15 protein-coding genes, 3 pseudogenes and 1 riboswitch are annotated in these 13,008 nt (G+C 69.4%); of the genes and pseudogenes, 10 read left to right on the top strand and 8 right to left on the bottom strand.

Annotation, left to right across the window (positions count from 1 at the left end):
- Window positions 1-163 precede the first annotated feature (163 nt).
- Window positions 164-403 (top strand): annotated as a pseudogene (locus J7E89_RS37730) (transposase family protein); the annotation flags it as partial.
- Between the two features lie 26 nt (window positions 404-429).
- Entirely contained in the window at window positions 430-687 is a 258-nt protein-coding gene (locus J7E89_RS37725) for an Imm51 family immunity protein (protein ID WP_214980664.1), read from the top strand.
- Window positions 688-785: 98 nt separating this feature from the next.
- On the opposite strand, the gene J7E89_RS37720 is transcribed toward J7E89_RS37725, so the two are convergent.
- The 3 genes from J7E89_RS37720 to J7E89_RS37710 are packed head-to-tail and all read right to left on the bottom strand — an operon-like array spanning window position 786 to window position 3,864.
- Window positions 786-1,532, bottom strand: coding sequence for an ABC transporter ATP-binding protein (locus J7E89_RS37720; RefSeq protein ID WP_251061628.1), 747 nt, complete (start codon window positions 1,530-1,532; stop codon window positions 786-788).
- Window positions 1,529-2,635: an iron ABC transporter permease gene (locus tag J7E89_RS37715; protein ID WP_214980662.1), complete on the bottom strand. Its 1,107-nt coding sequence runs from the start codon at window positions 2,633-2,635 to the stop codon at window positions 1,529-1,531. The genes J7E89_RS37720 and J7E89_RS37715 overlap by 4 nt, the downstream gene beginning before the upstream one ends.
- On the bottom strand, window positions 2,632-3,864 hold the full coding sequence (locus tag J7E89_RS37710) for an ABC transporter substrate-binding protein (RefSeq protein ID WP_214980661.1): 1,233 nt from the start codon (window positions 3,862-3,864) through the stop codon (window positions 2,632-2,634). The genes J7E89_RS37715 and J7E89_RS37710 overlap by 4 nt, the downstream gene beginning before the upstream one ends.
- 268 nt (window positions 3,865-4,132) lie before the next feature.
- Window positions 4,133-4,278: riboswitch (cobalamin riboswitch) on the bottom strand.
- 137 nt (window positions 4,279-4,415) lie between these two features.
- Here J7E89_RS37710 and J7E89_RS37705 point away from each other — a divergent pair.
- Both J7E89_RS37705 and J7E89_RS37700 read left to right on the top strand, forming a co-directional pair.
- On the top strand, window positions 4,416-4,661 hold the full coding sequence (locus tag J7E89_RS37705; RefSeq protein ID WP_214980660.1) for an adenosylcobinamide amidohydrolase: 246 nt from the start codon (window positions 4,416-4,418) through the stop codon (window positions 4,659-4,661).
- A gap of 412 nt (window positions 4,662-5,073) precedes the next feature.
- Window positions 5,074-5,713, top strand: a pseudogene (locus tag J7E89_RS37700) (peroxiredoxin-like family protein).
- Window positions 5,714-5,747: 34 nt separating this feature from the next.
- Here J7E89_RS37700 and J7E89_RS37695 read toward each other — a convergent pair.
- Window positions 5,748-6,413 (bottom strand): CDP-alcohol phosphatidyltransferase family protein, encoded by a 666-nt coding sequence (locus J7E89_RS37695; protein ID WP_214980659.1) that lies wholly within the window; start codon window positions 6,411-6,413, stop codon window positions 5,748-5,750.
- 142 nt (window positions 6,414-6,555) lie between these two features.
- Here J7E89_RS37695 and J7E89_RS37690 point away from each other — a divergent pair, with 142 nt between their 5' ends.
- Entirely contained in the window at window positions 6,556-6,849 is a 294-nt protein-coding gene (locus J7E89_RS37690) for a DUF1707 domain-containing protein (protein WP_214980658.1), read from the top strand.
- Between the two features lie 26 nt (window positions 6,850-6,875).
- On the opposite strand, the gene J7E89_RS37685 is transcribed toward J7E89_RS37690, so the two are convergent.
- On the bottom strand, window positions 6,876-7,574 hold the full coding sequence (locus J7E89_RS37685; protein WP_251061627.1) for a hypothetical protein: 699 nt from the start codon (window positions 7,572-7,574) through the stop codon (window positions 6,876-6,878).
- Complete coding sequence (locus tag J7E89_RS37680) at window positions 7,571-8,596, bottom strand: DUF3179 domain-containing protein (RefSeq protein ID WP_214980657.1); 1,026 nt, start codon at window positions 8,594-8,596, stop codon at window positions 7,571-7,573. Before J7E89_RS37680 ends, J7E89_RS37685 begins: the two co-directional genes overlap by 4 nt.
- A 146-nt stretch (window positions 8,597-8,742) precedes the next feature.
- On the opposite strand from J7E89_RS37680, the gene J7E89_RS37675 reads away from it, so the two are divergent.
- The 5 genes and pseudogenes from J7E89_RS37675 to J7E89_RS41535 all read left to right on the top strand — a co-directional run bounded on the left by J7E89_RS37675 (window position 8,743) and on the right by J7E89_RS41535 (window position 12,094).
- The gene (locus J7E89_RS37675; protein WP_251061626.1) at window positions 8,743-9,261 is read left to right on the top strand and encodes a MauE/DoxX family redox-associated membrane protein; all 519 of its coding nucleotides are present in this window, start codon (window positions 8,743-8,745) and stop codon (window positions 9,259-9,261) included.
- Window positions 9,258-9,563, top strand: coding sequence for a hypothetical protein (locus tag J7E89_RS37670; protein ID WP_214980655.1), 306 nt, complete (start codon window positions 9,258-9,260; stop codon window positions 9,561-9,563). The genes J7E89_RS37675 and J7E89_RS37670 overlap by 4 nt, the downstream gene beginning before the upstream one ends.
- 122 nt (window positions 9,564-9,685) lie before the next feature.
- Window positions 9,686-11,269 carry a radical SAM protein gene (locus J7E89_RS37665; RefSeq protein ID WP_214980653.1) on the top strand — a complete coding sequence of 528 codons (1,584 nt, stop codon included), beginning with the start codon at window positions 9,686-9,688 and terminating at the stop codon, window positions 11,267-11,269.
- Window positions 11,266-11,721: pseudogene (locus J7E89_RS41540) on the top strand (class I SAM-dependent methyltransferase); the annotation flags it as partial. The gene J7E89_RS37665 and the pseudogene J7E89_RS41540, both read left to right, overlap by 4 nt.
- 181 nt (window positions 11,722-11,902) lie before the next feature.
- The gene (locus tag J7E89_RS41535; RefSeq protein ID WP_251061633.1) at window positions 11,903-12,094 is read left to right on the top strand and encodes a hypothetical protein; all 192 of its coding nucleotides are present in this window, start codon (window positions 11,903-11,905) and stop codon (window positions 12,092-12,094) included.
- A 56-nt stretch (window positions 12,095-12,150) separates the two neighbouring features.
- On the opposite strand, the gene J7E89_RS37655 is transcribed toward J7E89_RS41535, so the two are convergent.
- Window positions 12,151-12,363 carry a hypothetical protein gene (locus J7E89_RS37655; RefSeq protein ID WP_214928740.1) on the bottom strand — a complete coding sequence of 71 codons (213 nt, stop codon included), beginning with the start codon at window positions 12,361-12,363 and terminating at the stop codon, window positions 12,151-12,153.
- Between the two features lie 4 nt (window positions 12,364-12,367).
- Window positions 12,368-12,760 carry a carboxymuconolactone decarboxylase family protein gene (locus tag J7E89_RS37650; protein WP_214928741.1) on the bottom strand — a complete coding sequence of 131 codons (393 nt, stop codon included), beginning with the start codon at window positions 12,758-12,760 and terminating at the stop codon, window positions 12,368-12,370.
- Window positions 12,761-13,008 lie beyond the last annotated feature (248 nt).

Below are 13,008 nucleotides of genomic sequence, written 5' to 3'. Positions count from 1 at the left end.
CGTCAACAAACCACCGCTAGGGAGTAGTGCCCGCGCCAGCTGCGTCCGGTGATCTCTCGGTGGAGGTCGAGGATGGTCACTCGGCCTTCCTCCTCCGTCCAGCGTTGTTGCAGGTGAACGGGTCGAGTTTGCTGCGGCGGGGCGGTGTCCGGCCCTTGACCATGCCGACCGCGCCTACCAGGACGCAGGCCCCTGGGTGACCACCGGACGCAGACGACCGCCCGGCGGCGTACTGTCCGCGACTCAGCGAACGGTCAACCGGGCACTGGCCATCTCCCGCGCACCCGTCGAACGCGGCATGGCACGACTGAAGTCCTGGCGGATCTTCCGAAGATCGCGGTGCAGCCCCAATCGAATGACGTCAATCGCCAAGGCAGTCCTCACCCTGGAGAGGCAACGCTGAAAAGGCTCACTGACTGGAGCGCGCTGGTGCCAGTGCTCCAGGCGGCGGGTCGGGAGGGGAACGGCTACACATGGGAAGGCATCGCACGACTCCTTGTTGCCGAGCATCTGTCCCATGCGGCGGACCAGTTGGAGTACGACTCCGAGTCCGGGATGTTGGCCGTGTATTCGTCGAATCGCGGAGCCCTTGAGGCCCTGGGCGTCCTCATGCGCGATCTGTATCGATCGCCAGCGCGTTTGGGTGCCCTCATGACCTCGGTCGATCCGGATTTCTTTGACGACTGACCGCTTTCGGGACGGCGCTCGCGCTGTTCTGGGATACGGAATCGATCACGAGGCGCCCTTCTTCAGCACGCGGGGTAGGTGGGCATGAATGTGCTCCATCACGGCGTCACGTCCAAGCTGTCGGACTCGGTGACCACGACCGTGAGGCCCTTGTCACGGGCCAGGTCGCGCAGCAGCACGGTCAGTGCCACCCGGGAGGGCACATCCAGAAAGGCGGTGGGCTCATCCAGCAGGACGACATCCGGCTCCTGGGCGAGCGCCCGCGCGGCGAGCACCCGCTGGCGTTCGCCGTCGGACAGTTCGGCGGCCGGCCGCTCGGCGAGGTGCACAGCGTTCACCGCTTCCAGGGCCCACTGGACCGCTGCGTGGTCGGCGGGCGTGAGGCGCCCGGTGAAACCGGTGTGGGGGTGGCGGCCCAGCGCCACCAGTTCCCTGGCCGACAGCAGCCCCGCGTCGACGCGGTCGGTGAGGACGACGGCCAGCCGCCGGGCCAGGGCCGCGGGCGGCTCCTCGGCGATGCTGCGGCCGCCGATGCGTACGCCACCGGCCAGCGACGGCAGCAGCCCGCACAGGGTGCGCAACAGGGTGGACTTGCCCGCGCCGTTGGGACCGAGCAGCACGGTCAGTTCACCGGCGCGGGCTTCCAGACACAGGTCCTCCAGCACGGCACGGCGCGTGGAGCGACCCCAGCCGGCGCGGGTGCGGTAGCCGACGGTGAGACCGTCGGCCCTGAGGCCCCCGCGGCCGGGTGCGGTGCACGGCGAAGTGGCCGCGCCTCCCGGACCGGTCAACACGGTCACGGCCGTTGCCGGTTCCGCAGCCGTGTCGGTTGTCAGGTCCGTCATGACGTCACCCCTTGGAGTCCGCGGCGGCTTCGTACCAGGAAAGCGATGACGACGGGGGCGCCGAAGAGTGAGGTGATCGCGTTCAGCGGCAGCACCGCGTCCATGCCCGGCGGCTGGCTCAGCAGCGCGCAGGCCAGGGCCAGAAACGCACCGGCGAGCATCGACGCGGGCACCAGCACCCGGTGGTCCGAGGTCCCCAGAGCCACGCGCGTCAGATGCGGTACGGCAAGGCCGAGGAACGCAACCGGGCCGCAGAACGCGGTGGCAGCCCCGGCCAGCAGGGAGGTGCCCAGCAGCGCGAGGTCGCGGCTGCGCCGGACGTTCAGGCCCATGGTGCGGGCGTAGTCCTCGCCGAGCAGCAGCGCGTTCAGGCGCTTGGTGGTCAGCAGGGCCGCCGCCAGCCCCGCCCCGATCACCGGAAGCATCACCGCGAGGTCGGGCCAGGTGGTGGCGCTGAAACTGCCCAGGCCCCACATCACGAACTGCTGGGCGCGCTCGGGCCGGGCGTACACCAGCATCACACTGACCATCGCCGTGGCCGCCGAGCCGATCATCACGCCGATGACCAGCAGGGTGACCGCCGAACGCACCCAGCGCGACAGCAGCAGCACCAGCGCCAGCACACACCCGGCACCGATGGACGCGGCCAGGACCACTCCCAAACGTCCCAGTCCCGCCAGGTCGCCCGTGAAGCTCCCGGCCGCACCGCCCGTACTGACGACCACCGCGGCGACACCCATGCTGGCCCCCGAACTGACCCCGAGGGAGAACGGATCGGCCAGCGCGTTACGGAACAGCGTCTGCATCTGCACGCCGGCCACGGCAAGGGCCGCGCCCACCGCGGTTGCCGTCAGCGCGCGCGGCAGCCGCACCTCCTCGACGATCACGGCCCACCGGGGATCGGCCCCCGCGCCGCCGAACAGGACCCGCACCACTTCGCCGACCGGCACCTGGTAGGAGCCGAAGGCGATCGTGAGCACGAAGAGCGCCGCCGTACCGACTGTCAGCACGCCGACGACGACGAGTCGACGGCGTACCGGCCGCGGCCCCGGCTGTTCCGGGGCCGGGGCCGGGACCGGTGCGACGGCTGTTCGCGTGATCACGCCCTGGGCACCTTCGTGTAGAAGGTGAAGGTGTGGCCCTGGGCCTGGTCCGGGTGGAGGAGTGCGAACAGGTCGGCGAGGACCAGATCGGGACGCAGCACCCCGCGCTCGTAGAAGTCGTTGCCGCCGCCAGGTCCGAGGGCCTTGGTGTTCGACCAGACCTCGCCTGCTCCAACGGCAGTCAGCTTGCTGTAGCGGCGATCGGCTTTGACCGCGTCGGCGGTGGACTTCCACTGCTCCCCGACCAGCCAGACTGGCGCATCGCCGCCCTTGCCATAGACGGCCTCGAAGTTGAGCTGAAGGTTGCCGGTGCCCTTGTCACCGGCCCAGGGGTACGTACCGCCCGCGTCCTTGATCAGCTTTCCGACGTAGCTGCCGCCGGAGGCCATGCTCCACGTGCCCTGGTACATGGTGCCCGGCAGCACCTTGACCGGCTTGCCCGCCGAGACGGCCTGGGCAGCCTTGGCGGCCACCTTCCCGTAGTCGCTCTCGACGGTGTCGAACACCTCGCCCGCGCGCTTCTCCGCCCCGGTGAGCGCCGCCATCGCCTTGACCCACTCGGCGCGGCCGAGCGGGCTCGGCTCCAGCCACTCGGCGTTGGCGACGACGGCGATGCCCGCCTGACGCAGCTTCGGGTACTGCGGGTCGTCGGTGCCCTGAGTCATCAGTACGTCGGGCTTCGACCCGATGACCTTCTCGGCATTGAGGACGTTGTCCTTGGCGTACTCGGCGACCTTGCCCGACTTCACTCGCTCGCGGACCTCGGCCGAGCTGACGAACGCGCCGTTCGCCACCCCGGTCAGGACATCCAGGGTGCCGGTCTCGGTCAGCAGCGGCAGGTGGGTGGTCGAGGCTGAGTACAAGCTCTTGACCGGAGTGGTGATCTGCTGGGCCCTGGCCAGGTCACCCGCCAGCTTCGGCTTCGGCGCCCCGCACTTGACCAGCACGTACGACTCGGGCTTGCCCTTGGGGTAGGGCTCCTTGACTGTCAGGACCTGGTAGCTCTTCTCGTACCGGAGGGTGAAGTTCTTCGCGTGCTGCACGGTGGACTTGACGGGGAAGTAGTCCTTGGCCGGGTCGAAGTCGGAGATGCAGCCGTCGCCGGCGGCTCGGGAATCCGTCGGCCTGGCGGTGTCGCCATCGCCGCACGCGGTGAGCGTGAGCCCCAGGGCGAGCAGAGCCGCGGCGGCGGCCGGGCCGCGGAAGAATCTGGCTGGTCGTGCGGGCATGAAAGCTCCTGGCATGCGTCGAAGCGTGCCGGCGCAACCGGCACGTAGGAAGAGGGGGACCGCGGGATGCGGTCGGCAGGGAAACGGCTCGAAAGCCGGGCCATGAAAAGGGCGTTCAGCCGCCCTATGGCATCGCCGGAGTCACAAGCCGTCGCGCCCGGCCCCATCGGCCGGCCAGAGGCGGGAAGCTCACATAAGCACGTGGGCACATGGAGGTGCCACCGTCCTCTCTCGGGGAAATCCGCCCCGGTTGGCGAGGTGCGACGGCGTGAGTCTCCTGACTCGGGATCGACGCTTCCCCGGCCTTCCCACCCGAACGGGGCGGTGGCTACGGCGGAGTCGCTCCCCCTACACAGTGGCGGTACCGTGCCGGAATCACACCGGCTTCCTCATTCCGCCGTCGCTTTGTCGGACCGAAGCATCCCAGCTCCCCGCACCACTGCGCCAGCCCCACACCTGTGCGACAAACCACAGACAGGGACGCGCGCCAGCACTCTGTGCCGATCTCTCGCAAGCCTCTGCTATCGACGTCGACCGGGAGAGGGCGCGACATGCTCCTTGCGGCATCCCGCCCGTCTGCTCTGGGCGACCTTCTCGGCGGCGGCCTCGGAGAACGCCACACGGTTCTCAACACGCAGGTGCCGCCCGGCTACCGGCGGTTGGACCCAGCGGCGCACCTGGCCGAGCCGGCGGCAGCGGCAGACGCCGGCATGTCGGAATCCGGTGGGGGGCTGATGACGGTGCGTCCGTCCGTCACCACTGCTGGACCACGGACGGCGGGGTGGAAGCTCTGGTGACGGCCGGGATCGGCGTGTCCGGCACCCGGAGAATCAGGACCGGCGCCCACGGGGACGATCAAGGGCAGCCTATGCGCCTGACCTGTGAAAACGTCACCGTCCCGCTCCCTGTACTGACACCGCCGCGCGCTGCGGGCACATCAGCCGCCTCTCCATAGCCGATGAACCCCGGTTAGCGAAACCGGCGTTCATCGCAACCATTGATACCTCACTCGCTGTCACCTACCTGCTCGCGGAGAACGCCCGATTGCTCAACCTCCACCGACGCCGTCGCTGCTCACTGCGTCCGAATTCCGGCGCCTCCGCTGGAACCGGTGCTCACGAAGTCGCGGATCCGGCACTTCGAGTGCACGCGAACCTCTATCTTGCAACAGTCGTTCCAAGATCGATCTATGTGTCAGAAACCATCCCGATGAGCCTCAACGCCGAACTCCGCACCTTCTACGACAGCCGGCAGCAGCAGATTCCCGCCGACATCCGGGCGGTCATGGACCGGGCCGGCCGGGAGCTGGCCGACTCCCGGCCAGGCCGACCGCGCGCTGTCCGTGGGCGCCACCGCCCCCGGCTTCAGCCTGCCCTCGGCGAGCGGGGAGACCGTCGCTCTGCGCGAGCTGCTGGCCGGCGGCCCGGTCGTGCTGACCTTCTACCGCGGCTCCTGGTGCCCCTACTGCAACATCGCCCTGCGCTCGCTCCAGCAGCACCATGACGCCATCGCCGCCCGACTGGTGGCCCTCTCCCCGCAGATCCCCGACGAGTCCCTGTCGCTGGCCGAGAAGCACGCACTCGCCTTCGACGTCCTGAGCGACCTCGGCTCCGACACTGCCAAGCAGTACGGCCTCGCCTTCGATCTGCCCGACGATCTGGCCGCTGTGTACGAAGGTTTCGGCATCGACCTCCAGCGCGTCAACGCCGGCCACCCGCGCACCCTGCCGCTGCCCGCCACCTACGTCATCGACCGCGACGGCACCATCCGCTGGGCCTTCGTCGCCGCCGACTACACCACCCGCGCCGAACCGGCCGACATCCTCGCCGCCCTCGACACCCTCGGCTGACCGTCGCTCCCGCGCCGGCGCGCCCGTCCGCCCGTCAGCGGCGCAGGAGATGCCGCACGGCGACGAACCCCTGCATCGCGGCAGCCGGGCGCAGCAGCGCGGGGCGGGGCCGCTCGGGCATCGTGCCGCGGCTGACGGCGAGGGCGGTGACCGTGGCGACCGGCAGCGCCCACGCGGCGATCGCCGCCGCCCGTACCGCACGGCTGGGTTCGTGCCGCAGGACGAGCCAGGTCCAGAACGCGGCGTCGGCGAAGGAGTCGGCGTAGTCGCCGAACGGGGACACGGTGGCCTGGCGGCGGGCCAGGCGGCCGTCGGCGAGGTCTGAGGCGATCGCCAGCACGCCCGAGACGCGACTCGGCCCCACGATCGTGGCGGGGAGGTTGCCGCGCAGCAGGGTGAGCGTATCGGCCGGCGAGAGCCGGTCGCGGTGCTCCAGCAGGCCCAGGTGGAGGGTACCCAGAGTCCAGCTGGTCGCCACCCATCTTTGCCCCTTGCGGGTTTGGGTGAGGGTGAGCAGCAGGCCGTGCAGGGCGGTGATCTGTGCGAGTGCCCGGGGACGGCGGGCCGCCTGGCGTACCGACCGGTCCGCGGCCTGCCACAGGAAACGGGCGATGGCGTGAGGTCTCCAGCGGTCCTGTTTCAGTGGCCCGAGCAGGGCGTTGGTCGCGGCGCGGCTGTCGGTGGGGTCGGATACGGGCACGACGGCCGGCCTTTCTTCGGGCGCGGGAGGCGTTTGCGCTCACGGTAGGCGGTCGCCCGTGGCCGGAACGTGAGCGCGCTCACGGAAGAGCAGTGCCGTTCCGCAGCGCAATATCCTGGAAGCAAGCAAGAGGAGGCCCGCCATGCCGTCACTGCGCATCGGACACGCCGAACGGGAACAGGCCCTCGAACGCCTCAAGACGGCCTACGCCGAGGGCCGGTTGGACGAGCCGGAATTCGAGGACCGCGCCGGGCGGGCCATGAGGGCCCGCTCGCAGGACGAGCTGAGCCCACTGCTGGACGATCTGCCCGCGGGCCCGACCGAGCCCTCCGGTGTCGGCCCCGCGTCGCTGCGCGATCGCGTAGGCGACCGGCTGGTCCGGGCGCTGCGGTGTGCGGTGTTCTGCTGGCTGCCCCCACCACGCGCACGCGATTGATCCCCGGAAAGGACTGCCCCCGGCACCTATCGCTCCGGACGATCGCTGCCCCGCTGGGCGGTGGGTGATTCCCCGGCCTGGACGGTGACGGGGGTCGTGCCCAGCCGGGACGCACCCCACACCAGCGTGCCGATCAGCAGCACCAGCGTGAGCGGATAGAACACCGGGCGCAGCGGGATCAGCACCGGCAGGAGTGCCGCGGCGGTGCCGGCGCCGAGGACGAGCAGGAAGGTCGGTACGCAGCAGGCGAAGCCGAGCAGGAACGCCGGGAGGACGCCGAGCAGCCGCGCGTATCTGGTGCGTCGGCAGGAGGCCGCCTGCCGTGCCGCCAGCCCGGCGACCGCGATGTTGCAGCCGACGAGCGCGGCGACGACCGTGCCGAGCAGCAGGTTGACCGGACTGAGGAACACCGCCACATGCGCGGTCGGATGGAGCGCGAGCACCGGCTCGAACAGATACGGCCCCCGCGCATGGAAGAGCTGCCCAGGGGCGGACTGGAACACGGGCACGCCGGTGAACCGGCCGGAGGCCGACACCGCGAGATCACCGATGGAGAACAGATACCCCACCAGCACCAGCACCAACGCCGCTGCCGCCAGTGCAATCCGCCGGTGACGGCGCACGGCGAGAGCGGCGCGCGCCCGGCGAGGAGTGGCCACGGTGGCGGCGAGGGTGGCGTCCCATGCATCGCCTGCCCTGGCGAGCGCGGTCAAGAGCCTGCTCATTGCCGGACCTGGGTGTTCGGGTAGAACGCGTACCAGGCGAACCACATGGAGTCGAGGAAGTCGGCGGGCTCCCACTTGTCGCCGACGCGCTGGAAAACTCGGGCGGTGTCGAGCCGGTCGTCCCAACGCGCTTCGAGCTGCGAGCCCGCGACTTCGGCGTGCACAGTCCGGGCCTTGCGGACGAGATCCTTGTGGATCGCCAGTCGCTCCTGCCCGACCCGTACGCCGATCACAACGTCCTTGTCGGGGAAGCGGTCGCTCGAGGCGAGCACGGGGAAGAACGGGCGGCCCTTGACGTAGTAGCCACGGCGGTCCGGATAGGAGCCGTAGGGATCGCTGCCGTAACTGCGCAGGGCACCGGTGTCGGTGGACAACACCTCGGTGTCCGGATGCGCGGCCCGCCACTCCTTCCAGGTGGTCCACACCAGGGGGACGGTGTCCAGCCGGGTGCCCTTGAGCGGGCCGCTGACCGCTTGGCCGAGCAGCTGGGGCCACTCGGAGCCGGTCTGCCGGTCGTACATCAGCAGGTTGGAGTTGACGAGCTTGCCGGTGGTGCCGAACGTCAGCTCCGGTGTGCCAGGCGGGGCGGCGAAGCCGATCACCGTGCCGGTGAGTGGGCAGTAGGTGACCGCCAGCGGCTCACCGGCCACGGTGTCGTTGACGATCTCGTGCCACACCAGCACCTGCTGCGGATAGGCCCGTACCTCACCGCGGTACTCCAGACCGAACACCGGCTCGTCACCTTCGAGGAAGTCCGCGTCGCGCGCCGCGACGAACCGGGGCCGGTCGACAGAGGGGATCCCGTCCTTGCCCGGTCCGCCGGAGACCGCAGCACCGGCCAACGTCTCCAGCGACGGATCCTGGCCCGGCTGCACGGCCGGCACCGTCTCGGACGGGCGGTCGGAGATGGCCTGCCAGCCCAGGACGCCTCCGCCCACGAGCAGGACGACGACTCCCCCGATCACGCCGGCGCCTTTGATGACCTGCCGACGATCCGGCTTGGGCTTCTGCTGAGCATTCACCGGGCATCACCCCTGACCACACGGGATCCGCGTGATACGCACTCGTCGAAGACGGGTCCCGTGCTGCTGATGTTCTCGCGCACGAGCTGCCGGTTCGGTGAGCGCGCTTACAGTTCTCGGCTTCCAGCTCGGCTTACGTTCAGATCATGGTGCTGCGGATCGTGCTGGGTGCGGTGTACACGGCGATGGCGGTCGGCCAGCTCGCCTCTTTCGGACACATGCCCGGGATTCTGGCCGCCTACGGGCTCGTCGACGGCGCCGCCGCGACCGCGCTCGCCGTGGCACTGATCGCGGGCGAGCTGGTGTGCGGGGTCTGGTTCCTGGCCCGCCCGCGCTCGAAGACGCTTGCCCCGGTATGGGTGTACACGGCCGTGGCGGTGATGTGGTCGCTCCTTGCCGTACAGGCGTACGCACGCGGGCTCACCGTAACCAACTGCGGCTGCTTCGGCCTCTACCTGTCCCAGCGGCTGAGCTGGTTCGTCCTCACCCAGGACGCCTTGACCCTGCTCTACGCGGGGCTGCTGCTGCACGGGGCCCGCAAGGCTCCTGCCGCGCCTGCCCAGCGGGCCGTCCCGAGCAGGGGCACCGAGCAGGACGAGACCGCTGCGCCCGTACAATCCCCGCCCGGGATAGAGGAGGCCGATCCTGATGCCCGCATCCGGTGAACGCTCCGGCCTGCGCGGCATGCCGTCCGCCGTTGGTGCTGTCCTGCGGGGGCCCGCTGCTCGTGGCCGGCGGTGCGGCCGTCACCGTCGGCGGCGCGCGAGGCAGTCCCTTGCTGATCACCGTCGGCGCCCTGATGGTGCTTATCGCTGTCGTCGCTGTCGTCCATGCCCTGCGATGCCGGGCCCACCGCAGCCGTGGTTCAGGGCAGGAGGGCTGCCGGCCGTACGTCACTCGGCCGTCCAGCGCCGCGGACCAGCGGCGGCTGCACAGCTCGACCGTCGAGGACGTCCCACCCCGTTGATGACGCTGATGACGCCCGGTGGACGGCTGCTCTGCCAGCGTCTGCCCATACCGCCGTGTTGCAGCGCGGTGACCGCCGGCCCGGGTTCACGGCCCGGGTTCCTTTCGAGTGGAGGAGCCGAGATGACCCAAGCCCCCGCGCCGCGGCGCAAGGTGGACCGCGACGAGGTGTTCGTGGAGTTCACCAAGTCGATCTGCCCGATGTGCAAGACGCCCGTCGACGCCCAGGTCAACATCCGCCAGGGCAAGGTCTATCTGCGCAAACGCTGCAAGGAGCACGGTGAGTTCGAGGCGCTGGTATACGGGGACGCCGAGGAGTACGTCTCCTCGGCCCGGTTCAACAAGCCCGGCACCATCCCCCTCACCTTCCAGACCGAGGTGAAGGACGGCTGCCCGTCCGACTGCGGGCTGTGTCCCGAGCACAAGCAGCACGCCTGCCTGGGGATCATTGAGGTCAACACCGGCTGCAACCTGGACTGCCCGATCTGCTTCGCCGACTCCGGCCACCACAGCGACGGCTACTCCATCACCCACGAGCAGTGCGCACGGATGCTCGACGTCTTCGTGGCCTCCGAGGGCGAGGCGGAGGTGGTGATGTTCTCCGGCGGCGAGCCCACCATCCACAAGCACATCCTGGACTTCATCGACCTCGCGCTGAACCGGCCGATCAAGAACGTCACCCTCAATACCAACGGCATCCGTCTCGCCACCGACCAACGCTTCGTCGCCGAGCTGGGCAAACGCAACCAGCTGCCCGGCAGGTCGGTGAACATCTACCTGCAGTTCGACGGCTTCGACGAGCGCACCCACCGGGAGATCCGGGGCCGTGACCTGCGTACGTTCAAACAGCGGGCACTGGACAACTGCGCGTCTGCTGGGCTGAGCGTCACTTTGGTCGCGGCTGTCGAGCGGGGGCTGAACGAGCACGAGCTCGGAGACATCGTCGAGTTCGGCATCGACCACCCGGCCGTACGGTCGGTGGCTTTCCAGCCCGTCACCCACTCCGGTCGGCATGTGGAGTTCGACCCGCTGAACCGGCTCACCAACCCCGATGTCATCAAGCTCATCAATGAACAGCGGCCGCAGTGGTTCAAGAAGGGCGACTTCTTCCCCGTCCCCTGCTGCTTCCCGACCTGCCGCTCCATCACCTATCTGCTGGTGGACGGCGAGCCGGGCAGCCGGACCGTCGTGCCCATTCCCCGGCTGCTGCAGGTCGATGACTACCTCGACTACGTCACCAACCGCGTCATGCCCGACACCGGAATCCGCGAGGCGCTGGAGAAGCTGTGGTCTGCCTCCGCCTTCATGGGCACGGAAACGACCCAGGAGAAGCTACGGGCCACCGCCGAAGGACTCGATTGCGCGGACTCCTGCGGCATCGACCTCCCGCATGCGGTGAAGGACCTCAACGACAAGGCATTCATGATCGTCGTACAGGACTTCCAGGACTCCTACACCCTCAACGTCAAGCAGCTGATGAAGTGCTGCGTCGAGGAGATCACCCCTGACGGACGCCTCATCCCCTTCTGCGCCTACAACTCCGTCGGCTACCGCGAACAGGTCCGCGCGCAGATGTCCGGCGTTCCCGTCGCCGACGTGGTGCCCAACGCGCTGCCCCTCGCGCCCGTCCTCACCGACACCCCCTACGGCTCCAAGACCGCCCGCAGCACAGAGCCCCAGCCGACCGCCGAGGAGGGCGCACGATGACCGACCAGAACGCCCGCCCACCCGTCGCGACCGGCGATGAACTCAAAGCCTGCTGCGCCGCCGCGTACTCGTCCGATGTGGTCGCCCTGCTGCTGGGCGACGCCTACCACCCGGGCGGCACCGCCCTGACCCGCCGCCTCGCCGACGGTCTCCGCCTGGCGGAGGACTGCCGCGTTCTCGATGTGGCCTCGGGCCGCGGCACCACCGCCCTTCTCCTCGCCGACGTCTACGGCGTACGGGTGGGCGGGGTGGACTACTCACCGGCCAACACCGCCCTGGCCCAAGGAGCCGCCGCGGCCGCGGGACTCGGAGAGCGGGCGGTGTTCACCACCGGGGATGCCGAGCGCCTGCCCTACCCGGGCGGCGTGTTCGACGCGGTGGTGTGCGAGTGCGCCCTGTGCACCTTCCCCGACAAGGCCCAGGCCGCAGTTGAGTTCTCCCGTGTCCTGCGTCCCGGTGGACGGGTCGGCATCACCGACGTCACCGCCACCCCCGACCGGCTCCCGCCCGAGCTGACCGGCCTGGCCGCGCGGATCGCCTGCATCGCCGACGCCCGCCCGCTCGCCCGAGTACGAACGGATCCTGGCCGCCGCCGGGCTGCGCACCGTCCGCACCGAACGCCACGATGCGGCTATGACCCGCATGATCGACCAGATCGAGGCGAGGCTGAACCTGCTGCGCATGACCGCTGCGGCCAAGCTCACCGACGCCAGCGTGGACCTGGAGGCGGCCCCAGCCGTCCTCGCCGCTGCCCGCGCCGCCGTGGCGGACGGCACCCTCGGCTACGCCCTGCTGATCGCAGAGAAGATCCTGCCGAACGCCTGACCGGAGGACGCGTGCATCCCGTGCAACGGCGCTTGTTGCATCGGATGCGCCTGCGCTTAGGCGCCGTCCGCAGGGGATGCCGCTTCACGCAGACGCAGCGCCTGTGTGTCGTAGTCGTGGAGAATCTGCCGGAGCTGTTCCAACGCCTCCGTGGGGATTTCGGGCGGAGCGGACTCGGCCACGAATCGTGCGGCGGCCACCAGCGCGGCGAACTCGAACGCGTGAGCAGTCGCACTCAGGACACCCGGCCGGGCCCACTCGAGGTGCATGATCTCAGCCCTTCGATGCCAAGTAGTCCTTGATCTGCCCGAGTTCCTGCGCGAAGTCGTCGTAGTCCTCACGGATACCGTTGAGGTATGCGCTCCAGCCGAGGCTGTTCTTCGCGTAGTGGACGGCTTCCTGGATCTCCTCGTCGGTGGCCCCGAACAGCTTCGCGGCCTCCGTGTGGAAGAGCGTGCAGTAGCGACACTTCGTCTCCGAATGCAACGCGATCCCGATCAGTTCCTTGTACTTGTTCGGAATGAGCGTCTCACCGAGCTCGATCTTCTTGAAGATCTCCCACTCGTAGTCCAGCAGGTCATCGGGGATCCGGGAGAAGAAATGCGGAACGAGACCCAGCGTCTCCTTGATCTCCGACTCGACCTCGCTTCGGCTCCGGCCTGCCATGGCGACCACTCCTCTCAGCCAGCGAACGGACCCCTCCTTCCACGCTAGAGCTCGCCAGCGGGCCCTGCGACCGCTGCCGCGCCTGCCTCTTCCCGCATCGCCCCCATAGATGGCGAGCCCCTCGTCCCGACGCCCGGCAGCCACGTCCGCCGGGTATATCGCCGCGGCTTGGAGTTACTGGCACGTAGGTAAGCGCGCGCTCACATACCTGCATCCGTCACCGGTCCTAGGGCGTGTATCGAAAGTGC

Source organism: Streptomyces sp. ISL-100 (assembly GCF_018614615.1).
GTDB lineage: Bacteria > Actinomycetota > Actinomycetes > Streptomycetales > Streptomycetaceae > Streptomyces.
This window is presented reverse-complemented; position numbering and strand designations above follow the sequence as displayed.